Source organism: Collimonas sp., assembly GCF_035566555.1.
Lineage (GTDB): Bacteria > Pseudomonadota > Gammaproteobacteria > Burkholderiales > Burkholderiaceae_D > Collimonas.
In genome coordinates this window covers 100724-123894 of sequence record NZ_DATMRB010000007.1, presented here as the reverse complement: position 1 = coordinate 123894, position 23171 = coordinate 100724, and the positions used below count along the sequence as shown (strand labels likewise).

Genomic DNA, 23171 nt, shown 5'->3' with positions numbered 1-23171 from the left:
ATTCCCCAAAATGAATGCCTTAACAGCGTTTATAAATGTCCTCGAAGCGCACGATGTCGTCCTCTCCCAGGTAACTGCCTGACTGCACCTCGATCAGGTGCAGCGGCAATTTCCCGGGATTTTCCAGGCGATGCTTGACGCCGATCGGAATATACGTAGATTCATTTTCGGTAAGGAATTTCTCTTCTTCGCCGCAAACAATGCGCGCCGTGCCGCTGACCACCACCCAATGCTCGGCACGGTGGTGATGCATCTGCAGCGAGAGTTTCCCGCCCGGATTCACGGTAATCCGTTTCACCTGGAAGCGGTCGCCGGCATCTATGCCTTCATAACAGCCCCACGGACGGTAGACGCGCATGTGATTCATGTGCTCGGTACGGCTGTTCTTGCGCAGCGCCTCGACAATTTTCTTGACGCCCTGGACCTGGTCCTTGTGCACCACCAGCACCGCATCCTTGGTTTCCACCACCACCGTGTCCTTGACCCCGATCACCGCCACGAAGCGGCTTTCCGCGCGAATCATCGAATCGCTCACGCCGTCTGTATACACGTCGCCGCGCAAGACATTGCCATCGTCGTCGCCGTCCATGATCTGCCACAGCGCGGACCAGGATCCGATATCGCTCCAGCCGATCGCCGCCGGCACCACCACCGCGTGCCGAGTATTTTCCATGACCGCGTAATCGATGGATTCGGCCGGGCACTTGGCAAAAGCAGCCTCATCCAGCCGGCAGAAATCGAGATCGCGGTAAGAGGCATCGAAAGCCTGCTGGCAGCTGGCGGCGATGGCCGGCCGGTACTCGCGCAGCTCAGCCAGGTAGCGCGCCGGCTGGAACAGGAACATGCCGCTGTTCCAGCTATACGCGGCGTCGGCCAGAAAAGCCTCGGCCTTGGCGCGGTCCGGCTTCTCCACGAACTGTTCGACCGCATAACAGCCATCGATGCCGTTGAACGCAGCCTTGGCGCGGCGGATATAGCCGTAGCCGGTTTCGGCTGCGGTCGGCACGATGCCGAAGGTCGCCAGGGCGCCCTTCTCGACCGCCTGCGCAGCTTGCCGGACCGCGGCATGGAAGGCCTGCGGATCGCCGATCACGTGGTCGGCCGGCAGCACCAGCATGATGGCGTCCTTGTCATGCTGCGCCAGATAGTGCGCCGCCACCGCGACCGTCGGCGCGGTATTCCGGGCTTCCGGTTCCAGCAGAATGGCCAGCGGCTCGATGCTGATGCCGCGCAGTTGCTCCGCCACCATGAAGCGATGTTCGTTGCCGCAGGTGAGCAGCGGCGGCATCAGTTCCGGCCAGTCGGACAGACGCAGCAAGGTTTCCTGCAGCATCGAATATTGCGAGCGCAGCGCCAGCAGCTGCTTGGGGATGGCTTCGCGCGACAGCGGCCACAAGCGGGTGCCGGAACCTCCGGCCAGGATTACAGGATATATTTTCATGTCAGTTCATTCCAAGGAAGTGACCGGTTCCAGCAAGCGGTCGCGCGCATCGCCCCAGTCCTGGTTATCGACTTCGGCCAGCCGGCGCATCTCGCCGGCACGGTTCACGCTGTATTCCTTGAACACGATCACCTCGTCCAGCCGCGCATCGCCGAGGATGCGGGTGTATTCGAACAGCACGCTGCGTTCCACTTGCGCGCCGCTGCAGATATGACTGCCGTTTCCTATCCAGGTCGGGCCGACGATCTTGCAGCCGGCGTCGATGCGGCAGCCAGAGCCGATATACACCGGCCCCTCGATGGTCGTTCCATGCCAGTCTATGCTGGTGTTGAGGCCAGCCCACAAGCCGTCGGCGATCTGCGTTCCCGGGATCTCCAGCTGCGCGACATGGCCCTGCAATACGCTTTGCAAGACGCTCCAGAAATCAGTCACGGTGCCGATGTCGGTCCAGTTGAAAAACCGTTGCTGGGCATAGAACGGCAGGTTTTTCTGCGCCATCAGCGGAAACAGTTCGGAGCCGATATCGAACATCGTGTCAGCCGGAATCAGGTCGATTGCTTCCGGTTCAAAAATGTAAATGCCGGTACTGGCGAAATTCGACAAGGCTTCATGCTGCTGCGGTTTTTCCTGGAACGACTGCACCCGCCCGTCCTGGTCCATCACTACCACGCCGTAGTTGTTGACTTTGTCCCAAGGCACTTCCTTGGTGATCACGCTGGCCATGGCGCCCTTGTTCTTATGCTCGAACAGCGCAGAACTGAGATCCAGGTCGATCAAGGCGTCGCCGCAGATGACGATGGTGGTGTCGTCGAAAAAATGGCCGAACTGCTGGATCTTCTTCATGCCGCCGGCCGATCCCAGCGGCTCCGCCACCACTTCGCCGCGCTGGTTGGTATAGCCTTCGAAGGAATAGCCGATCTGCACGCCGTACTGGCTGCCGTCGCCGAAATACTCTTCGATCTTGTGATGCAGGTAACTGACGTTGACCATGATCTCGCGCACCCCGTAGCTGGCCAGGTACTCAACCAGGTAGGCCATCACTGGCTTACCCAGGATCGGTATCATGGGCTTGGGCAGGTCGTAGGTCAGCGGACGGACACGTGTTCCTTTGCCTGCTGCCAGAATCATTGCTTTCATTTTTTACCTCGCATGAATGTCATCAAAATTTGGCCGGACAGCTGCCCTGCGGCAGCCCTGCCGGGGATTTGCTTCAGGTTTTTGCGTTCTTGCTGTCATATTTGCGGCACAACAGCAGGAATTTCAGAATGTCGACGGTATAGCGGCGCAGCAGGCGGCGCGGTTCAAGACACAGGCGATACAGCCACTCAAGCCGCATCTTCTGCACCAGCTGCGGCGCCCGCGGCTTGTAGCCTCCCCAGAAATCGAACAGGGCGCCGACGCCAATGACGACTTTTGCATCCAGCGCCTGACGGTTGGCGAGTATCCATTCTTCCTGCAACGGATTGCCAAGCGCGACCAGCACGATATCCGTCTGCGCCCGGTTGATCTCCTCAACCAGGCCGGCGCGCCGCTGTTTCATGCCTGCATAGCCATCGCAGCTGCCGGCCACTATCTGCTTCAGCGTCGCACGCACATGCTCGACCGCCTTCGGCAGGATCTCCGGCTTTCCGCCCACCATGAACACGCGCTTGGGGCCGTCTGCGCCGGACAGCAGTTGCGGTATGAAATCGGTGCCGTTCAGGTTCTCCTTGAAGGCGTGGCGGCGGAACAGGAATGCGGCGATATCCATGCCGACGCCGTCATTGACGATCGTCACCGAACTGTTCTTCATCTTGTCCAGCAGGTGGTTGCACTGGACGATGAAATTCGTGTTGGCGAAAAACAGCGTGATCTTCTTGTTGAGCCACATCGCGTACAGCAGATACCTGGCCAGCACAGGAGACGTGGTGGTCACTATAGGAAAGCCAGCAATCGGAATTGTCTTCTTTGTGTTCATGAAAAATTCTCCTAAAACGCGCTCTGACAACGCGGGAATGCTCATGGCTGCAATGTGCCGCTGCTTATCGCATACGGCCAAGGCGCATGGCTGACAGCAGCAAGCCGTGCCAGGAAGCGTTAACCGTCCTGATCCGCCAGCCGGTGACGGCCACCATGAACGGGTATAAAAAACAGGCAATAAAAACACCGCCCGCAACCAGCGCTGCGTTGCCAAGACTTGGCGGAATCAGCGACAAATACAGCAGCAGCCCCAAAACCAGGATGAAGCTGCCCACCAGCGGCGGCGCCAGCGCGTACCACATCGCCCGCAGGTTGAGGCCAAGGGCGCGGTTCAAGAGGATCTGGGACGCCGGAAACACCAGCAGGTAGGCGCCGCAGAAAGACAAGCTCATGCCGAACAGGCCGAAGCGATAGAAATTGACCGCCAACAGGGTCGCCAGCGCCAGTTGCGCGATGCCGAGCAGCACCGGCACGCGATTCCTGCCCAGCGAGAAAAACAGGTAGTCATTCAGATGGACGATGGACGACAGCAGGTACAGCAAGGCCAGCACGCCGACTATCGGCGCCGCCGGCAGCCATTTGGCGCCGAATACGGCTGCCACCAGAGGTTCCGCCAGCACGGCCTGGAAGCAGAGCAAGGGCGCCACGCAAAACAGCGTGATGCCGACAATCTTCAGGTAGCCGCGGCTGAGCGCCGGCAGGTCGGCGCCGGCATCGGAAAATACCGGCAACGCGACTTTCTGCATGGAGCTGGCGATCACCAGGTACACCGACGAGGTCACTCTTTTTGCCAGGTTATACAGACCGGTGGCGTACGGCCCCAGGAAAATGCTCACCAGCAGCGAATCGCCATTGGTATTGGCAAAGCTGAGAACGCCGCTCAATCCGACCTGGCGGATGTCATTCCAGTATTTTTTGCTCAGCCCGCGGTCGAACACGATGCGCGGCAGCCAGCGGCTTTGCGCCACCACCAGCATCAGCGCCAGGCCGGAGGCGGTGACCTGCTGCACCACCAGCGACGTCGGCCCCCAGCCGCTGGCGGCAAGCGTAATGCCGACCACGCCGCCGGTCACTACCGAACCGATCGAACGCAGCGCCAGCTGGCGGAACATCATCTTGCGCACCAGCCTCGCTTCGTAGGCTCGCATCAAGCCGAAAAACAGCACCGAAAGACTCATGCCCTGCAATACCGGCTTCAGTTCCGGCGCCCGGTACATGGAAGAAACCACGCCCGCGGAAAAAAACATCAGCGCGGTCAGCAGCAAGGCAATCACGGCGCAGCAGGTAAACACCCAGGAATAAAGCCTGTCGTCCGGGGCGCCGCCGCGTATCACCGGCATGGCGATGGCGTCGAACACCACCAGCCGGGTGAACAGGATGAAGAGATGGGCGACGGTCAGCAAACCGAACGCATCCGGCGCCAGAAAGCGCGCCAGCACTGCAAAGATCACGAATGAAATGGCTTGCTGGGCGAGATTGTCGACGATCGACCACATCGATCCGGACGCCAGCCCACTGCTCTTCTGATTCATAGCATTTCCATAGTCATTTGCTAAGCGCGCCAGCCGCGCATGCGCGCCAGCACGCTCAGGTACTTGAACCTGGCCTTGAGAAAATTACCGCCCGCCAGCGCCAGCAGGACGCCGCAGCAAGTCCGCATGCAAGTGACAGGGAAATACCAGAACGGATAGTGATTGATGCGCATCACGCGCCCTATCCCGGCCTCATACTTCTGCTGGCGGAGACAGGCGTTGGCATCGAAGTGGCTGGTCTTTACCGGATGATGCAAGGTCATGTCAGCCATGAATTTCAGCTTGAAGCCATGCTGCAGGCTGCGCAGCAGATAATCGGTGCCTTCGGCGGCGCCCCACACCGTACCGGCGCCGACGCCCAGCGTCTGGTCGAACGGCCCTACCGCATCGACCACGCGTCGGCGCAGGAAGATGCTGAATTCAATCGCGCCGCGCCATACGTTATAGCGATTCAGCAATACGCTGCTTTCCAGCCAGCGGCCCTCGGTGTTGCCCTCGCCATCGGTGAAACGGCCGGTAATGCCATCCAGTTCCGGATTGCTGTTCAGTACAGTTGCGACTTTCTGCAGCAAGCCGGCCGGATACCAGCAATCGTCGTCGGGAAAGGCAATCACGTCGCCGTCCACCAGTTCCAGGCCGCGATTGCGCGCACGCGATACGCCGCGCGCCGGCGCCCGCACATGGCGCAGCGAGAATTTCTGGCGGTAGCGCAGCAGCAACGCTACCAGCCTGTCGTCGCCGTTCTGGTCGACCACGATCAATTCGAAGTTGCGGTAATCCTGTGCGTCGAGCGATTCCAGAAACCGTACGATTTCCTCAAACCGCCCTACCGTAGCTAACACCAGCGAAAATTTCATTGCCTTCCTTTCAGTCTTGCTCATTGTTTGTCCTGCGACGGCATGGCTTTTTTCAGGACAGACATTTGCGGCCGTTCGCCGTTGCCGTCAGGCTGTACGCTGAACGGATAGGTCGCCAGCCACTGCCCCGCTGCCCAATAGGTCCAGCCGCCCCAGGCGGGATTGCCCTTGATTGCATCCGTCATCGCCGCCAAGGCCGCCAGGCACGGCTGATTGGCCGGCACGCCAAATTCGCCCAGGAACAGGCGCCGCCTGGTCGAGGTCGCCCAGAGAGCGACGTCGGCCATGATTGCACTCAGGCGGGCCGGGGCCACGCAATCGTTGCCGGTGCCGGAAAAATCCGCGTCTGCGTACTGGTGGACTTCGATCATGTAGTTGTCGAGGGGATCGTGAAAGAAGCGGAAGGCTTCGGCATTCGACACCAGGCCGTCTTTTGCGTACCAGGAATGAGCGCCGCTCCAGCTGCCGCCGGGAACCATGATCAGATGCCGCGAGCCTTTCCTGCGCAAGGCGCTCAAGGTCGCCTGCGCGGTTGCCGCCCATTCCGCTGTTGGCAGCTTGGCCGGTTCGTTCATCAGATCGAAAGCGACGTTGGACGGATCCTGGAAATTGCCCAGCAGGCGCTGCCAGAGGTCAATCAGGGCAGCGCGCGGCACTTGCTGCGAACCGATAGGGTTGCCGCGATACTGGCCAAAGTTGTGCACATCGAGGATCAGGCAAACGCCGATTGAACTGGCGGCCGCAACGCTATCCTTGATATGCTGCAGCTCGGCCTGGTCAAGCTCGCCGAACAGCTGCGGCTGCACTCTCTCCCACAGAAACGGCAGGCGGAAGGTATTCATGCCCATGGATTGGAACAGGCGCATTTCGTCCAGGTCCGGATACACGTAGTCGGTGAACACCTTGCCGGGCAGTTTCTCCGCGGCGAACTCGGCGCCGCTGAGGTTGACGCCGGCCAGCGGCTTGCCGTCCAGGCAAGCCGCCATCGACGGCAGGCAAAACAAGGCCGCAAACAGGGTCACGATCGAAAACAGGAATTTATTCATCTGGTATCACCTCCTAAAGGCATGGCCCGAGGGCTGGCCGCCGCCGGAGACACTGCAAGGAATTTCCGCTTGAATACAGCACCGACGGATCTGATCAAACGCGCTCCGGGTCTCTCGATCAGCTGAAAGTTGAGCCATGAAAAAAAGAGAACAAGAACTATCAAAGGAAGCAAGATGAAGATCTGGAACGGTTCCGGATGAATTTTCTTGAACAGATAGATGAGCGGCATATGCAGCAGGTAGATGGAAAAACTCCATTCGCCACACAAGACCATGGCTCTGTTTGCGAAAAACAGATTTCCGACAGCGGATGGAAAAGACAGGCTGAACACCAGGAAGGCGCCGAATACGGCAGTCAGGATGCTGTTGTAAAAATCCTGGTTGCTGGAAAACGGAAGAGGCAGCCAGCCCGCTGTCATCGCTATGATCGCGGCGATCGATAGCGCATGCAGGACGGCAAGCAGCTTGCGGTTCTGATCCTGGCTCTGGATGTGCGAGCGCATCAGGCCGGCAATCATGCCGAACAGGAAATAATGCAGTTTCGAGCCGATGAAGGTGCCGGGGAAAATATCCCGGTACGACAGCAAGATCATGCTGCCCAGGACCAGGAACAGCAAGCCTGTCAGATCCGAGCGGTTCAGATAGCGACTGCCCGCGGCCCAGGCCAGCACAAACAGGAAATAGAACTCCACCTCAGGAGTGATGCTCCAGAATACCGAAACATTGCCGGAGAAAAAAATGTGGCGCAGGATATTCTTCGCCGATATGCCGTAGACAAAATTCGGATCGACGTTGACGTAGATAAAAAAAGAAAGCAACAGAATTACCAGATAAGCCGGCGCAATTCTGGAAAAGCGCGAAATCGCATAGTCGACCGCGTTGATCGCCGAAAATCTCTTGCCGAGATAGAGATAGGCCATGAGGAAGCCGCTCAATGAAAAGAAAATCGCCACCCCGACTTCGCCGGAAAGATGGTTTTTCCAGGGCAGCGCAAACCAGTCCAGCGAGTGGCCGTACACCACCAGCAAGGCCGCCAGTCCGCGCAAGCCCGTGATTGCATCGATTTTTTCTCTATCCATGGAATGCACCAGATGCTTTCGGCGACCGCCTCAAGGCACCAGCTCCTTGTAGACGTCGATATATTTCTCTGCGATGTGGCGCCAGTTGTAGCGTTCCACGAACTGCTGCATCTGCATGCGCCGCTGCGGGTAATTCGCTTGCAATTGTTCGTGCAGGGCCAGCAGACGCGTGATGTTTTGTTCCTGGTCTTGCGCCGCCAGCAGCAGTCCTGCGCCGGATTGCTCAAGCAGATTCCTGAATGGCGGGATATCGCTCAATACCGGCGTCAGGCCGGCACTCATCGCCTCGATCGGCGCGATGCCAAAACCCTCGTGCCTTGACAGGCAGATGAAATAACTCGATTGCGCGATCAGCGCCGCCAGCTCATGATCGGCGGGATTGGGCACGATCTGTACCGCGTCTCCCAGTTGCTGCTGGCTTACCCACGCCCGCAGCTCGTCCGCGCTATGGTCGTATTCACGGCCGGCGATAATCAGCTTCCAGCCTGGCTGACGCTGCGCCAGCTGCTGGAACAGCGCCAGCGTTTCCAGCAAACCTTTGTTGATCGACCAGCGGCCGAAATAGATCAATGTGCGCGTTGCCTCCAGCGCCGACTGGCCGCTGTATTTTTCTACGTTGACGCCGTTTTCGATCACGGCCAGCTTGGGCGCTTTGACGATCCCGCCAAACATGTCGCCGTCGTTGTCGCTGGTGGCGATGATCTTGTCATACGCCATGGAGGAAGCGCGCGTGACCGTGTTGAAGTAGATTTTCTTGAGCCTGGAGGCGAATTTGGTGTGGAAGAATCCGCCATGGGTCGACGCCACCAGCGGCCGCCGATGCAGGGGGCGGGTCAGCGCCAGGTAGTCGAAAAAGAAATCGATGCCATGCACATGGATCACGTCGGCATCGGCGACATGTTCCAGCACGCTGGGACACACGGGATATCTGCTGCTGCCGTGAAACGGCAGGCGCACCACGGCCACGCCGTTGACCGTGGCTTCGGCACTGAGGTATTCGGCTGAATTCCTGAACAGCCGGTTGAGCGTGACCACTTTCGGCAGCTGGCCGTGGTGCTCACGCTGCTGCCTGGCGATATTCTGCACCACGTCTTCCATGCCGCCGATGGAGGGAGAATACTGGCGCACGATGTGCACGACTTTAATAGGCATTTTTTTACTCCTTTGTTTTGCCCGCCGGCCGCGTCGCCGAGCCGGCAGGAAATGAGGAAGAATCGGTCGCTTTGCTCACTGCGCAGCCGACCAGAAACCAGAGGATGCCGGCGGTTTTCAACGCAAACAGCGAAGTACCGCTGACACACAGGATCAGGGAAATGTATAGCGTGATATAGGTGCGGAAGCGGTCGCCGCGCTGGTCTTCCATCTTTAGCATCCAGAATGGACACCACAGCAGGAAACACAGCGGCAGGCCCAGCCGCGTCAGCAGAGACGGATAGCCCATGTCGCCGAAAGTGGTGTTGTAGCCGTCCAGGCCCAGCAACATGCCGGCATCCAGATTCAGCAGCACGCGCCCGCTGGCGTACAGCCGGCCGATGAAACTGTCGCTATAGCCGCCGCCAAAGAACGCTCCGATCAGCAGCAGCATCAGCGCGCTCAGCAAGGGCAGCGCGATCAGCCAGGAATTGCGGCTCCTGGCCAGCGGCGAACAGCGCAGCACGATCAGCAGCGCGACCGTGATCATGCCGTAGCGCGAATCGCTCATGACAATCATGACGGCCGCCGCCAGCAGGAAGAAAAGCATGTCCTTGATCTCTTCGCGCGGCTTCGCCAGGCCCCAGGCTGCGAGGATTACCGCAAAATTCCCGAGCGACACCGGTTCCAGGAAAATCGAGGATATACGGTGGCTGCCCAGCAGCGCCGGCAATATCGTCCGCCCTATCCCCTCCGGCCGCATCCCGTTCAGCCCGAGCACGCTGTCTTTTGCCCAGTTGGAGCCGGCGGCCAGGCCGCCCTGGTTGACGTAGTAGGAAAAGATATTGAAGATGCGCGAATAGAAATCGAGAAAAAACCACTCCATGAAGCCGAAAGCCAGCACCAGCAGCGCCGCCAGCTTGAGCAGACGGTCGGCATACTTGATATCGCCGATCTGCCGCCCGAGCCCGTAGAACAGGATGGGAATCATCACATCCCGGAATCCTTTCGGGTCCAGCTGGTTGCGCATGATCGCCAGCAAGAACAGGTAAGCCGCCGCCAGGGCCGCCAGGGCGACCAGCTCCAGCCGGATGCTCTTGCTCAGCACCACCATGCATAGCAGGTAGATGACAAATTCCGAAAACACCACGCCGGCGGTGGAAATGGCGTGGACGTTGGTATGGATCGCGCACAGGACAGCCTGGTACAGCAGCGCCGCAATCAATATCCAGAACGTCAGCCGTTCGGCCGGCACCGACACGCCGACAGAACGCGGAAAAATGAAATCCCTGATGCTGGCAAAGCTCTGCATGTGTTCCGTCTCCCTTGTCAGAAGCTCACCAGGACCGATCCGACCACTTCCGTGCCGCTGCGCCGCAGCTGATCGCTGAAAGCATTGAGATCGGCTACCCGGGTATGGTCTTTGCGGACCACCAGCAGCACGCCGCCGGCGCGGGCGGCGATGGTCAGCACGTCAGCCGCGCTGGCGCTGGCCGGCGTGTCGTACAGGATGACGTCGAAGCGGCTGCGCAAGGTCTGGTTCAAGGCATTGAAGCTGGAGCGGTTGATCAATTCCTGGGGGTTGGGCACCGCAGCTCCCGCAGGCAGCAACGACAGGTCGGCGAACGATTCGGCCACGGCGAGCGGCTCCAGGCCGGCGCGCCCGGCCAGCACATCGGCCAATCCGTGGCCGGCGGCAAGGTTGAATATCCGGTGCTGGCGCGGCTTGCGCAAATTGGCGTCCACCAGCAGCGTCTGCAGGCCCAGCTGCGAAAACACGATGGCCAGATTGGCCGTCAGCAGGCTGGTGCCGTCGCCGGCATTGACGCTGGCGATGGCCAGCGTCTTGCGGCTGGCAGTAAACCAGCGCAGCATCAGCTGGCTGCGCACCGACCGCAGCATCTCCACTTCGTCGCTGAAAGGCTGGTAGGCGGCGACCAGGGCCTCCGGATAATTGCCGGCGCTTTCCTGATAGGGATAGTCATACTGGCGCGACAGCACCTGCTGGATATCCAGCTCGCTGACCAGGCCCAGCCGCTGCGCTGCTTCACCGAAACGCAAGCCTTGTTCCTGCTGCAGGCGCCTGACGCGTTCGGCCTGCTCCAGCGTGAGCTTGCCTTGTTCGACCAGCATGCGTCCCATATTGCCGTCCTTGCGGGGATTCATCGTGCTGCCGAAGAGAGGACTGACCGGTTTATTCATCTTGTTTCACCTTTCCGGCGATCATTGCGATAAAAACAGCTGGGGGAATGTCATCCTGCGTGCCGGCTTGCGCCAGACGATGGTGCCCAGCACCGGCGCGTCCAGCACATTGAGCAGGTCGTTGCCGCTCCGGATACGGCGGTTCGCCAATTCCGCCAGCACCGCCAGGGCCAATCCGAGCATGCTGCCGAACAGCAGCGACAGCACCATGTTGAGCGGAATATTGGGACTGGCAGGACGGGTCGGCACGGTAGCCGGGCTCAGCACAGAGACGTCGGACTGGTTCGACTGCCCTTCCAGTTCAGTCTGGTTCAGGCGCTGGGCGGCGGCATCGTAGGCATGCTGAGCACTCTCGACATCCTTAGCCAGCACCGACAATTCATCGCGCGCACGGTTCAGCTGCAGCACCTTGGCGGTTTGCGCCGCCAGCGCAGCCTTGATCTCGCCCTCGCGCTGGCGCTGGATGCGAGCATTGTTGGCGGCGCCGGCATTGGCGGCGCCGATGCTGCTGTTGAGTTCAGAGCGCAACTGGTCGACCTCCGCCTTGGCGGCCTGGTACTGCGGATGGTTGCGGTCCAGGTTCTGCGACAGCAAGGCGAACTTCCCTTCCGCCGTCGCCAGCGAGGCTTTCAGATTCTGCACCAGCGGATTGGAGATCACGTCGGGCGAATCGCGGCCGCCGCGGCCCATGGCCTGGCTGCCGCGCGACGACGCTTCTGCCCCCTGCCCTTGCGCCAGCACCAGCTGGCTGGACAATTCGTTCAAACGCGCGGTTTCGACATCCTGATGGCTGTCGGCGCTGACCAGGCCATGCTCTTGCTGATAGCGCGACATTTTCTCTTCGGCTTGTTCCAGTGCGACGCGCAAGGTCTTGGTTTGCTCTGTGAAATACTTGGCGGCCTGCTGCAAAGGCGCGACCTTGATCTGCAGGTTGAGCTGCTGGTAAGCCGCCGCCATGCCGTTCGCCGCCTGCGCCGCGAATGCCGGGTCGCTACCCTTGGCGGTGATCTCTATCATGCTGCTCTCGCGCGATGGCGCGACTTCGATCATCTTCAGCAGTGAATCGGCCAGCCACTCGCGGATCGAGCCCTTGCCGTTTGTCAGCTGCCTGAAGCGCTGCTGGGTCAGAGGATTGTCGGCCAGGCCAAGCATGTCGACCGCCTTCAGGGCTACACCCCTGCTGCCGACGATATCGACCTGGGTAGCGATGTAGCCGGACACCAGTTGCGCCGGCAGCACCTGGCCGGACACCGGGTCGGTGCCCTTGTAGTTAAGCAGCAGCGTGGCCGAGGTCCGATAGATCCGGGGCAAGGCGAAGCTGACCGCGGCAGTCGCCGCCACGGCGATCAGCAAGGTCAGCAGGATCACCTTGTAGCGCGCGCGCAGGATGTTTAGAAGCTGTGGGAAAGTCATGGATGCACCTCTCTGGTAGCAGCTGTAAATGACGAAACATGGCTCAAAACAGGCTCTCTTTCACGTACACGACATCGTCCGTCTGCAATATCTCGTCACGCTTGGCGTCTATCATCTGCACGTTGCCATTGCTGTCGCGCCGCTTGATGCGCACGCCGCGCTCGGTGCCGCGCGGCGTCAGGCCGCCTCCTATCGACAGCGCCTGGTCGATGGTCATGTTGCGTTCCAGCCGGTAGCCACCGGGATGCTGTACTTCGCCGTAGATATAGAACTTCGGCGCACGGTCGACATAAATCATGTCGCCGTTGACCAGGTCCAGGTTCGATTTCATGTCCGCGGCCTGGATCATCTCTTGCAGGTTGACCACTTGCTTGCTGGTTTTGCCGTTGCGGGTGCGGATCACCACAGCGGTATCGCCGCCCTCCGGTCCGACGCCGCCCGCCATCGCCAGCATGTCGGTCACGCTGCGCTTGCCGGCTATTGCGTAGCGGCCCGGATGCAGCACCTGGCCGAGGATCGACACCTGCTGGCTCTGCAGTTCGGTGACGGTGACATTGACTTCCGCCTTGCGCAGGAAGCCGCCCTCGGTCAGCATGCTGGAGATTTTTTTCTCGGCTTCCGCCGTCGACAAGCCGCCGATGCTGACCGCGCCTATCAGCGGAAACGTGATATTGCCGGCGTCGCTGACCTTGGTTTCCAGGCTCAGGTCGGGATTGCCGAACACTGAGATCTTCAAGCCGTCGCCGGCGCCGATCGGCGTATCGGCCGCATTGGCGGCGCCGATCGACAACGCCATCAGCAGCGCCAGCAAACACAGGTAGATTCGTCTTGTCATGATGCCCATCCCATTCATTGATTATTTATTCCGGCAGTCACGCCGGACATTCCCACACCCTTGCGCGCCACGGTTTGCTGCCTGCCTGGCGCGATTGCCGGCGCCGGCAAGTCCTTGCCGTCGATGCCGGACTTGTCCCCGGGCTTCTCTATATATTCAAGCTTGGCCGCCGCGCGCAGACGGCTGATTTCAGCTAGCGCTATTTCCTGCATCTTCTTGTCCGTCAGATAGCGTTCGATCTGCGGCGCGGCAGCCTCCGGCGTCACCGGGCTGTCCCTCAGTTCGGTCAGGGCGCATAACAGATCGCGTGCGCCGTCCTTCATGACAAACAGGCGGTTCCGGCCCAGCGTCTGGAGCCGGTTGCCGACCCCTGCCGGCAGATCCGCGCTGCTGTAGGAATAGTGCCTTTGCACGTGCCCTATCCCGTGCTGGCGCAGCCATGCAGCCACCTGGGCCAGCGATTTCGACGTATCCATCATGGCTTTCAGCGCTGCGCTGAAATCCTGGTCGGCGATGATCAGCTGTTCCACCTCAAACATCTTGCGATGCGCAAACATCTCCGGATGGTCCTGGAAATAGCTGTCGATTTCCGCCTTGCCGGGCTGCTCCGGATTTCCGGCCTTGGATTCCAGGTAAGCCTGGACGATGGCCTGAGTCTTGAAGCGCTCGATAATCTGTATCAGTGCCGGATCGCGGTCGATCTTGTTGCGCAAGGCTTCATCCAGCAGCAGCTGGCGGTCGACCAGCGCCTCCATGGCTTGCTCGCGCATGGCCTGCGGCGGCGCTGTGCCGTCGTCCTGCAGCCTGCTGGCATAGCGCAGCTCGGCCTCAAGCTGCGGTGCGGTGATTTCGTCGCCATTGATCCTGGCCACCACCTGGCCGGTTTTCTTTTTCTGATCGCCGCAACCAGATAAGTTGAATGCGGTAAGCAGCATCAAGATGCCTATTCCTTTCACGCCTAATGCGTTATTGATCAGGGGCCTGCGGCCGATACGTTCAGAGCACATCAAGATCCGACTCCTGTTAACAAAACAATTCCCGCCGGCACAGTTGCTGCCGCCGCGCCGATGATGGCCGGGATCAAGCTGCATGCTGCCCAGACAGTCGTGAGACTGGACCAAAACCGACGGAGGTGCGCATGGGACGGCGGCGCACCTGGTACAGCAAGAAGCTGAGCGCGATCAAAAGCATGGCCCAGCGCGCCGGCTTTTGCGGCGGCTTCGCCTTGAAATCTTTGAGGAAATAGAACAGCAGGTCGTCCGAAGCATTCATACCGGCGGCCGTTTTCCTGGGAGCCTGGGCCAGCTTGGGGCTGGTCGGAAAAGATACAGGCACGATGCTGGCTCCCGGCCAGATGCGGCCGGCCTGAGCGGAAAATGCGTCCGGCCTCTCTCCTGCGGCGGATTCAGAGGTCTCCATCTCAGCAACCGCGGAAGCTGAACTGGCGGCCTCGGTCAAGGGGTGATAGGCATACACGGCAGAGGTATTTGCCGCGGCTTGCCCGTGCAACTGAAAAACCGGGGCCGCAGCCATCAGGGGGCTGCAATAGGCAGCCCCCAGCAAGCTCATCGCCAGAAAAATTTTTCGCATGATTTTCTCCTGAAAAAATCCATCTCATTCGTCAACTGCCGGATCGGGAAAACGGCAGTCCGATCCATCCATGTAGCGCAAGGCGCCAGGCAATCAGCCAGGTAGTTAATAAGCGCTGTCCTTCTTCAATACTTCTTTGACGGTGCGGGCGATGATCCACAGGTCCAGCGCCAGCGACCAGTTGCGCAGGTATTCCAGATCGAACTCGATGCGCGAGCGCATCTTGTCCAGGGTGTCGGTTTCGCCGCGGAAGCCGTTCACCTGCGCCCAGCCGGTAATGCCCGGCTTCACTTTGTGGCGCAGCATGTAGCCCGTGATCAGCTTGCGATACTGTTCGTTATGCGCCACGGCATGCGGGCGCGGGCCGACGATGCTCATGCGCCCTTGCAGCACATTGAAAAACTGCGGCAATTCGTCCAGCGAGGTGCGGCGCAGGAAGCCGCCGAAGCGCGTCACCCGCACATCGTTCTTCTTGGCCTGGTCGACGACCGCGCCATCCTCGGCCACGGTCATCGAGCGGAATTTGTAGACGATGATTTCTTCGCCGTTCAAGCCGTAGCGGCGTTGCGCGAAGATGATCTTCCCTGGCGAAGAAAGCTTGACGCCTATCGCAATGGCCAGCATGACCGGCAGCAGCATGATCTGGATCAGCAGCGCCAGGACGATGTCGCTGCCGCGCTTCAAGACGCCGCGCAAGCCGATGAAAGGGGTTTCGCAAATGCCGATCACCGGAATCCCGGCAATGTGATCAAGCCGCGCCTGTATCAGGCCGAAGGTATAGATGTCGGGCACGAAATAGACGGACGCCGTGGTGTCGCGCAACTCCTCCATCAGCGCCAGCACCCGCGGCTGCGCCGACATCGGCAGGCAGATGAAGATGGTGCGTATCTTGTGGGCGCGCACATAAGCGCCGACCTCGCCGATCGGCCCAAGAAACGGGCAGTCGATCCCGGCCGGGCGGCTGGTCTGATCGCGGTCGTCGAAAAAGCCGCGCATGTCGATGCCGGCATTGCCGCCTGAAGCCAGGCATTTGAGGACCTCGTCGATCGGATTGTTGGAACCGACGATGATCGCCGAGCGCTTCTTCAATTCCTTGCCAAAATGGAAGGCCAGCACATATGCCGTAAAACGGCTCAACAGCAGTGCGAAAGGCGCCAGCACGAACCAGGCCAGGATCACGCGCTCGGAAAACTCGTAGCGCAAGCCGGTGCCCTGCCCTATCAGGACCAGGATGAGGACGGTGATTCCCCAGCCCATGAAAATATCACCGGCGTAAGCCAGCTGCTTGCCGATATGCAGGGTGCGGTAGAGCTCGATCTGCTCATAGACGAAAGAAGAGATGAAAAAGGCGATGATCATCAGCAGCAGATAATCGCCGGTGAATATTTCATTCTGCGTCAGCACGATCAGATACAGCGAGCCGAGGATGATGGCCGGATCAAGCAAGCGCTTGAAAAAGGAAACCAGCGGGATGTCGTTCTCAGTCATTTTCCACCCCTAGAATGCATAGCGCGTATTGAGCGTCACGCCGTTGCTGACAAAACCGCCCGGACCGCTTTTCAGGGTCTGGGTGCTGCGGATGCCGGACAGCTGGACGCGCCAGCGCTGGGTCGGGTTGTACACCACACTCAGCGCGGTATCGCGCAGTACATCGTTTTGATTGAGCGAGCCAAGGGTGCCGGATCCGGCCGACTGGCCGAAATCCCGTTTTTGATATTTGTACTGCGCCACCAGCTGGACTTTTTCCGAGTACTGCCAGGCCGAGGCCAGGCTGGCGCCGTGGTTCAGCGAATAGACGGTGGAAAGATCGTCCACCGCGCCGATCTCGCGCCAGCCGGCGACGGTGAGCTGGATCTTGCCGGTGGGCGACCAGTCGGCGGAGAGGCGCGTGTTGATGCCGCTGAAATTCCTGACCTGGGACGCATCCTGGGTCCGGCTGACCCAGCCGCCGAGGAAGTGCAGCTGCGTCTTGCCGCTGAGCAGCCAGTCGATCTTGGCTTTGACCTCATCCTGGTTATAGCCGTTGAACAGCAGCACGCCGTTGTCCAGCTCAGGGGTCGGAAAATCGGCATGCGTGTGACGCAGCTGCAGGCCGATGGTGCTGCCGCTGGCGGCCAGATAATCCAGTCCCAGCTCGCTCTGGTTGCGCGTATTGTCGAGCGGCTGCTGCGATACCAGGTCGTACTTCAGCTTGGTGTAGGTCAGGCCGCCGCGCACGCGCCAGCTCGGATGGAACAGCCAGGAACCGTCGGCGTAAGCGTTTTCCTCGGTCCGTATATTGCGTTCCAGCAGATGGAAATCGATGAACGGCGTCAGCCCCTGCGAATAATTGGCGCCGATGTTTCCCTCGAAATGGTCGCCCGCATGCCAGTTCCAGTTCGCCGCCAGGTTCTTGTCGTCATGATCGAGTTCACCGAAGTGGTCGTAGTCCACCTTGGTCACGTTCAGGTTCGCCGTCAGATGCTGGCGGCTGAGCGTCTTGTCCACCGCCAGGCCGAACAGATAGCGTTGCGTGGTATCGGACAGATCGCTGCCTAGTCCCATCGCCTGCGCCGCCGCGGAATTCTGCAGCCTCAGCAGATTGCTGTCGTAACCGACGCTGTAGCCGGCATATGGAGTAACCGCATCCGCCGGCGGCTGCACGATGTCGGCGGGAGGCATGATATCGGTGGGCACCAGGTCGGTGGCCTGGGCGGCGACGCAGGAACAAATCGGTAGCAGGAAAATGATCCGCCATCGCATTCGGTACAACTGGTCGCAGGGTTTTGAACGCCTGTTCATTACATACCTCTCTAACGCAGCAGCTGCGTCATAAATACATCGATCCAAACTGACTGGAGATGGATGTTTTTTTGCCAGGCTAAATGGCGCGGCGGAATGCTCCGCTTATGACTTGATTCGCTTTTTCTGGAAAGCCATCTAGCGATCAAATATTGAATTTTTCGAAAAACCGGTTTCCCGCTTCTCGCTGCGGAAAAATTCAGGCCTGGCTATCAGTTACGGAAAGCTGAAGCTATGCGGCAAACGACAATACGGCTTGCACTCAAACTGCCAATGGCAACTGTGATATCGGATGAAACAAGAGTGGATGGAAAGAAAAACAGGAAATGCCGTTCAGGCATTTGCGTACGATGTTTGACATGCGGACATCGATTTTCGGAAAACGCTTTACGTCTCGCGCATTGCTTGCAGGCGCACCAGAACGAACGGCGTTTGCATAAATACATTGAGCGATTTTTCGCATGATATTTCCCTTAACAAGATATTCATGAAGCCGGTTGCGGCTCACGTTGGAATCTGAATAAAGTTGACACCAAGGTCGGCTTCTTACGATCTGAGAACGCCAGATTTCTATCTGTATTTCTGAAAAAAATCGCATCGCGGATGCATGTTGCAGGACAACATAAAGACCCCTACTGTAAAGCCTTAGTTCATCATTGAAACGATTTGTTACATCTTACTTTTTGTCAGTTCTCACGTTGACAACAACTACGTTGATCGATTGAAAATACATAAAAACATCAAATTTACAATCCGACAAAATTTTCACACAACAGTCATAGAACCAATAAATACAAGGGTTTCAAGACCTCTCTGCAGATTGAAAAAAATATTGACGGATGAGAAGCGATATCAAAAACAAAATCCGTGGGCGTCATTCATGGATGCACATGAATTTCTGAAACGCCATTATTTGTTTCAAATACCGACATCGAAAACATCATGCTGCTAAGCAGCAAATAAACTGAAAAAAATGCTTTACACAAATCGGCGCAGCGGATTAAATCATGGGAAATTATATAAATCGTATATTCAATAAACCGAGCCTCTTGCCTGGCATGGACTCGAACAACTACAGAGACTTTTCAAAGAAAGGCGGACATAATGCGGAGCGATTATGTGGATCTTGCAACGATGCATTGGCTATCTCAATTCATCACCATCTCGGCGCCATTCAATCAGATTGTTCACTACATTTCCGGCTCCAACTTGTTCAAGGGCCTGCCCATCATTGGCTTGCTCTGGTATTTCTGGTTCCGGGATACGGACCCGAAATCGGACAGCAGGCGCATCGTCATCGCCACCTTGCTGGGCTGCGTGCTGGCCGTGCTGCTCGCCAGGATCATGAACAATCTCGGCCCTTACCAGCCACGCCCTTTCGCCGACGCCGCGCTCTCCTATCACCAGCACATCGGCCTGCCGGCGCCGGAAAGCCAGGCCCTGTATATCTGGAATTCCTTTCCCAGCGACCACGCCGCCTTGTTCTTCAGTCTGGCCACAGGGATTTTTCTGATTTCAAGAAGCACAGGCTGGCTGGTCTACCTGTACGTATTTCTTTTCATCGCATTGCCCAGGGTCTATCTCGGCTTGCACTACCCTAGCGACATCATCGCCGGCGCCATCCTCGGAATTGCATGCGTGGCCATATCCACCCGCAACCGCGTCATCGCCCTCTATGACAAGCCCCGCATGCGGCTGCAGGATAAATATCCGGCGGCATTCCAGGCTGTCCTGTTCGTCATCAGCGTTGAAATCGGGACCTTGTTCGGGGACATCCGCTTGTTGCTGGAGGGCATCGTGAAATACTTTCCAAGATAAAATCGTTCAAACTAGCGGCACTCCGCTCTGTGCATTGCATTCCATGCATGTGCGCCTGGCATCCTGCCTTCAGGCTCCCCAGAGCTGAAAGAGCAGCCACGATACGACCCAATCCTGCCAGGGTCTGTACGCTAACTAACACTGAGGCGTTACGGGGGTTGCCCAAAGACACGAAGTCATTTTCCAGATAAAGTAACTTCCACCTTTACCTAACGGAGATCGTCATGAGCCAATACAAAATCGCAGTAGTTGTAGGTAGCCTCCGCCGTGATTCCTTCAACCGCAAGCTGGCAGAGGCGATCGCCAGGCTGGCGCCGTTGGATTTTGTATTCGAGCAAGTGCAGATCGACGACCTGCCCCATTACAACCAGGACGACGACGGCAATCAGGCCGCACCGGTCAAGCGGCTGAAGGCTGCCGTCAGCGGCGCGCAGGGCTTGCTGTTCGTGACGGCCGAATACAACCGTTCGATTCCCGGTGTATTGAAGAATGCGATTGACCAGGCTTCCCGCCCGTACGGACAAAGCGCCTGGAAAGGCAAGCCAGCCGGCATTCTTGGCGTTTCGGTGGGGACCGTGGGAACGGCTCTTGCGCAACAGCATCTGCGCAATATCCTTGCCTACCTGGATGCGCCGACGCTAGGCCAGCCAGAAGCTTTCATTCAGGCCAAGGATGGCTTGTTCGATGAAGCCGGCAATATCGGCGAAGGCAGCAAGAAGTTCCTGCAGGACTGGATGGATTGCTACGTTGCCTGGGTAAAGAAACACAACGCCTGACTGGCTCGTCTGCGTCGCGCGTCAGTTCGATGGCGTTGACGCCAGTGGCGATGTGGTTGTCATGCGCGGTATTTTCTCGGCGGTGACGCATATATGGTAGCGTCGCCGCCGGCGCTGAATCAGGTCCGGGCAACTTGCCGGTAGCTCGCGGCCGGATGCCTGCCGGGCAAAGTCGCTTGTCCGGCTGCGAACAGTTTCTCGCGCAGCGTACCTTCTTCGTACTCCAGCTTGTAAGAGCCGCGCGCCTGTAATTCGGGAATCACCAGATTGACGAAGTCTTCAAAACTTTCCGGCGCCACCGTGCGCGTCAGATTGAAACCGTCGATGTCGGCATCCCTGACCCAGGCTTCCAGCTGGTCGGCCACCTGCTGCGGCGAGCCGACGATAGTGACGTAGCGCCCACCCAGCGCCAGCTGGTCCAGCAGTTTGCGCACGGTCCAGCCGGCGTCGGCTGCGGTCACCGCCTTGGCGGAGGACTGGATGGCGTTGCTGGCGGCGGGCCTGATGGCTTCGTCGATGCCGTATTTCGAAAAATCGAAGCCGGTGCCGGCGGCGAAATGCGCCAGGCCGGCTTCCGGGTTGGCATAGCGGCAGTACTCGGCGTACTTTTCCTGCGCTTCGGCCGCAGTCGGCGCGACAATCACCGAAACGCCCATGAAGATTTTCAGGTCATCGCGCTGGCGCCCCGCCAGCTGCGCCTGGTCACGCAGGTCGTTGACCAGCTTGCGCGCGGCTTCCGGTTTCTGGCTGGAGATGAAGACGCATTCGGCATGGGCGGCGGCAAACAGCTGGCCGCGGTCCGAGGCGCCGGCCTGGTACAGCACCGGTGTGCGTTGCGGCGATGGCTCGCTGAGATGATAGCCGTCCACTTGATAGTGTTCGCCGCGATGACTGACGCGATGCACCTTGGCCGGATCGGCGAAGATGCGGCGCTGGCGGTCGCGCAGCACGGCGCCGTCTTCCCAACTACCTTCCCACAATTTGTACAGCACTTGCATGAATTCTTCCGCCCGCTCATAGCGGGCATCGTGTTCCGGCTGTTCGCTCAACCCCATGGCGCGCGCTGCGCTGTCCAGATAGCCGGTGACGATATTCCAGCCGATGCGGCCGCGGGTCAGATGATCGAGGGTCGACATGCGGCGCGCGAACAGATACGGCGCCTCGTAGGTCAGGTTGACGGTGACGCCGAAGCCGAGATGTTTGGTGACGGCAGCCATGGCAGAGACCAGCAACAGAGGATCGTTGACCGGCAGCTGGACAGATTCACGCACGCTCAGTTCGGCCGAATCCTGGTAGACGTCGTAGACGCCGACGATATCGGCCAGGAACAGGCCATCGAACTTGCCGCGTTCCAGCAGCCTGGCCTGCTCGATCCAATATTCCAGGCTGGTGTATTCGGTAGAGCGGTCGCGCGGATGCGTCCACAGGCCGTGGTTGATATGCCCGACGCAATTCATGTTGAAGGCGTTCAGGCGGATTTGCTTCTTCGGCATAGGATCAATCAGATGGCGCCGTGGCGCGGCGGATTCTTTTCGTTGAGGTAGTAATTGCCGACCGCGTGATACTTCCAGCGCACCGGATCGTGCAGCGTGTGAGTACGGGCGTTGCGCCAGTGACGGTCGAGATTGTGCTCGGCCAGGGTGGCTTGGGTGCCGGCCAGCTCGAACAGCTTGCTGCCGGCGGCCAGCGATACTTCAGTGCTGAGCACGCGTGCTTCCGCCACTGCAATCGAGGCTGCCGCCACCGAAGCCACGGTCGGATCCCAGGCTGCGGCATCGACCGCCGCGCCGGCCAGTTCCAGTAATGCTTCCGCGCCGGCCAGCCGCACCGCCAGGTCGCCGAACTCGCGCACTGTAAGCGGATCGTCGATGGCGCGCTCTACCTTGCTGTCGATCCAGGCGCGCGAGCGGGAGCGCACGAATACCGCGGCGTCATGCAAGGCGGCGCGAGCGATGCCGGTGTCGATCGCCGCATGCAGCAGCTGCGCCACCGGCCCCAGTGAAGTCGGACGCTCGAAGGCGCTCTGGAACGGCAGCACTTCTTCTGCCGTGACCCAGACATTCTCCAGCACCACGGAGCCGCTGCCGGTGGTGCGCTGGCCGAAGCCGGACCAGTCGTCGATCACGCTGACGCCCTCGGCGTCGCGCTTGACGATGGCCAGTTGCTGGACGCCGTCGTCGTCAATCACCGAGACCGGAATCCGGTGCGCGTACAGCGCCCCGGTGGCGTAGAATTTGCGGCCATTGATGCGGAAACCGTCGCCATCCTTGCTCAGCCGCGTACGTCGCTCCTGCGAGGTGCGCGTGCCGAGTTCAGCCAGCGCGTTGCCGAAACGCTCGCCGGCCAGGATGCGTTCGAAGTAGTAGCGCTTCTGCGCTTCGCTACCGTTGACGCGCAGGATCTCGACCGCATAGAAATGGTTCTGCGGAATCTGTCCAAGCGAGCCGTCGGCGGCGGCAATCGTGGCGATCACTTCGGCCAGCGTGGCGTGCGAGACGCCAGCGCCGCCATAGGCGCGCGGCACCGAAATGCCCCACAGGCCGGAACGGGAAAACTGTTCCAGCTCAGGCAGCGGCAGACGCCGTTCAATATCGCGCAGACTGGCTTCGCGCGTGAACGCTGCGGCCAGTGCGCGCGCGGCGGCCAGCGCCTGGATATCGTCGAGGATACGCACCACCGGTCCGGCGGCGGCATTGATAGAAGTCGTCATG

The 23171-nt window shown here is 59.4% G+C and carries 20 protein-coding genes; 2 read left to right on the top strand and 18 right to left on the bottom strand.

Features of this window, described 5'->3' with window-relative positions; genetic code table 11:
• Positions 1 to 19: 19 nt before the first annotated feature.
• From VNZ65_RS01410 to epsL, 16 genes are all read right to left on the bottom strand, one after another.
• The gene (locus tag VNZ65_RS01410) at positions 20 to 1441 is read right to left on the bottom strand and encodes a mannose-1-phosphate guanylyltransferase/mannose-6-phosphate isomerase (RefSeq protein WP_325665324.1); all 1422 of its coding nucleotides are present in this window, start codon (positions 1439 to 1441) and stop codon (positions 20 to 22) included.
• 6 nt (positions 1442 to 1447) lie between these two features.
• Complete coding sequence (locus VNZ65_RS01405) at positions 1448 to 2578, bottom strand: NDP-sugar synthase (protein WP_325665322.1); 1131 nt, start codon at positions 2576 to 2578, stop codon at positions 1448 to 1450.
• 73 nt (positions 2579 to 2651) lie between these two features.
• Positions 2652 to 3398, bottom strand: a complete 747-nt coding sequence (locus VNZ65_RS01400) for a WecB/TagA/CpsF family glycosyltransferase (RefSeq protein WP_325665320.1) — start codon at positions 3396 to 3398, stop codon at positions 2652 to 2654.
• A 64-nt stretch (positions 3399 to 3462) separates the two neighbouring features.
• Positions 3463 to 4932, bottom strand: a complete 1470-nt coding sequence (locus VNZ65_RS01395; RefSeq protein WP_325665318.1) for a lipopolysaccharide biosynthesis protein — start codon at positions 4930 to 4932, stop codon at positions 3463 to 3465.
• Between the two features lie 20 nt (positions 4933 to 4952).
• Complete coding sequence (locus VNZ65_RS01390) at positions 4953 to 5813, bottom strand: glycosyltransferase family A protein (protein WP_325665316.1); 861 nt, start codon at positions 5811 to 5813, stop codon at positions 4953 to 4955.
• The gene (locus VNZ65_RS01385) at positions 5810 to 6835 is read right to left on the bottom strand and encodes a glycoside hydrolase family 5 protein (RefSeq protein WP_325665314.1); all 1026 of its coding nucleotides are present in this window, start codon (positions 6833 to 6835) and stop codon (positions 5810 to 5812) included. Before VNZ65_RS01385 ends, VNZ65_RS01390 begins: the two co-directional genes overlap by 4 nt.
• A complete protein-coding gene (locus tag VNZ65_RS01380) occupies positions 6832 to 7914 on the bottom strand; it encodes an acyltransferase (RefSeq protein ID WP_325665312.1) in 1083 nt (360 codons plus the stop codon). Before VNZ65_RS01380 ends, VNZ65_RS01385 begins: the two co-directional genes overlap by 4 nt.
• A 30-nt stretch (positions 7915 to 7944) precedes the next feature.
• Positions 7945 to 9066, bottom strand: a complete 1122-nt coding sequence (locus tag VNZ65_RS01375; RefSeq protein ID WP_325665311.1) for a glycosyltransferase family 4 protein — start codon at positions 9064 to 9066, stop codon at positions 7945 to 7947.
• A gap of 4 nt (positions 9067 to 9070) precedes the next feature.
• The gene (locus VNZ65_RS01370) at positions 9071 to 10357 is read right to left on the bottom strand and encodes a polysaccharide polymerase (protein ID WP_325665309.1); all 1287 of its coding nucleotides are present in this window, start codon (positions 10355 to 10357) and stop codon (positions 9071 to 9073) included.
• Positions 10358 to 10374: 17 nt separating this feature from the next.
• Positions 10375 to 11247 carry a chain length determinant protein tyrosine kinase EpsG gene (gene epsG / locus VNZ65_RS01365; protein ID WP_325665307.1) on the bottom strand — a complete coding sequence of 291 codons (873 nt, stop codon included), beginning with the start codon at positions 11245 to 11247 and terminating at the stop codon, positions 10375 to 10377.
• Positions 11248 to 11268: 21 nt separating this feature from the next.
• Positions 11269 to 12660, bottom strand: a complete 1392-nt coding sequence (gene epsF, locus VNZ65_RS01360) for a chain length determinant protein EpsF (protein WP_325665305.1) — start codon at positions 12658 to 12660, stop codon at positions 11269 to 11271.
• A 43-nt stretch (positions 12661 to 12703) separates the two neighbouring features.
• Positions 12704 to 13495: a polysaccharide export protein EpsE gene (epsE, locus tag VNZ65_RS01355; RefSeq protein ID WP_325665303.1), complete on the bottom strand. Its 792-nt coding sequence runs from the start codon at positions 13493 to 13495 to the stop codon at positions 12704 to 12706.
• A gap of 14 nt (positions 13496 to 13509) precedes the next feature.
• Entirely contained in the window at positions 13510 to 14430 is a 921-nt protein-coding gene (locus VNZ65_RS01350) for an EpsD family peptidyl-prolyl cis-trans isomerase (protein ID WP_325665451.1), read from the bottom strand.
• 145 nt (positions 14431 to 14575) lie between these two features.
• Positions 14576 to 15085, bottom strand: coding sequence for a hypothetical protein (locus VNZ65_RS01345; protein ID WP_325665301.1), 510 nt, complete (start codon positions 15083 to 15085; stop codon positions 14576 to 14578).
• A 105-nt stretch (positions 15086 to 15190) separates the two neighbouring features.
• Positions 15191 to 16573, bottom strand: a complete 1383-nt coding sequence (locus VNZ65_RS01340; protein WP_325665299.1) for an undecaprenyl-phosphate glucose phosphotransferase — start codon at positions 16571 to 16573, stop codon at positions 15191 to 15193.
• Positions 16574 to 16582: 9 nt separating this feature from the next.
• Positions 16583 to 17827, bottom strand: a complete 1245-nt coding sequence (epsL, locus tag VNZ65_RS01335; protein ID WP_325665297.1) for an XrtB/PEP-CTERM-associated polysaccharide biosynthesis outer membrane protein EpsL — start codon at positions 17825 to 17827, stop codon at positions 16583 to 16585.
• A 1173-nt stretch (positions 17828 to 19000) separates the two neighbouring features.
• Here epsL and VNZ65_RS01330 point away from each other — a divergent pair.
• Together VNZ65_RS01330 and VNZ65_RS01325 are read left to right on the top strand one after the other, a co-directional pair.
• On the top strand, positions 19001 to 19684 hold the full coding sequence (locus VNZ65_RS01330; RefSeq protein ID WP_325665295.1) for a phosphatase PAP2 family protein: 684 nt from the start codon (positions 19001 to 19003) through the stop codon (positions 19682 to 19684).
• 224 nt (positions 19685 to 19908) lie between these two features.
• Positions 19909 to 20460 carry an NAD(P)H-dependent oxidoreductase gene (locus VNZ65_RS01325; RefSeq protein WP_325665293.1) on the top strand — a complete coding sequence of 184 codons (552 nt, stop codon included), beginning with the start codon at positions 19909 to 19911 and terminating at the stop codon, positions 20458 to 20460.
• Positions 20461 to 20579: 119 nt separating this feature from the next.
• On the opposite strand, the gene VNZ65_RS01320 is transcribed toward VNZ65_RS01325, so the two are convergent.
• Entirely contained in the window at positions 20580 to 21953 is a 1374-nt protein-coding gene (locus VNZ65_RS01320; protein WP_325665291.1) for an LLM class flavin-dependent oxidoreductase, read from the bottom strand.
• Positions 21954 to 21961: 8 nt separating this feature from the next.
• Positions 21962 to 23170 carry an SfnB family sulfur acquisition oxidoreductase gene (locus tag VNZ65_RS01315; RefSeq protein ID WP_325665289.1) on the bottom strand — a complete coding sequence of 403 codons (1209 nt, stop codon included), beginning with the start codon at positions 23168 to 23170 and terminating at the stop codon, positions 21962 to 21964.
• Position 23171 lies beyond the last annotated feature (1 nt).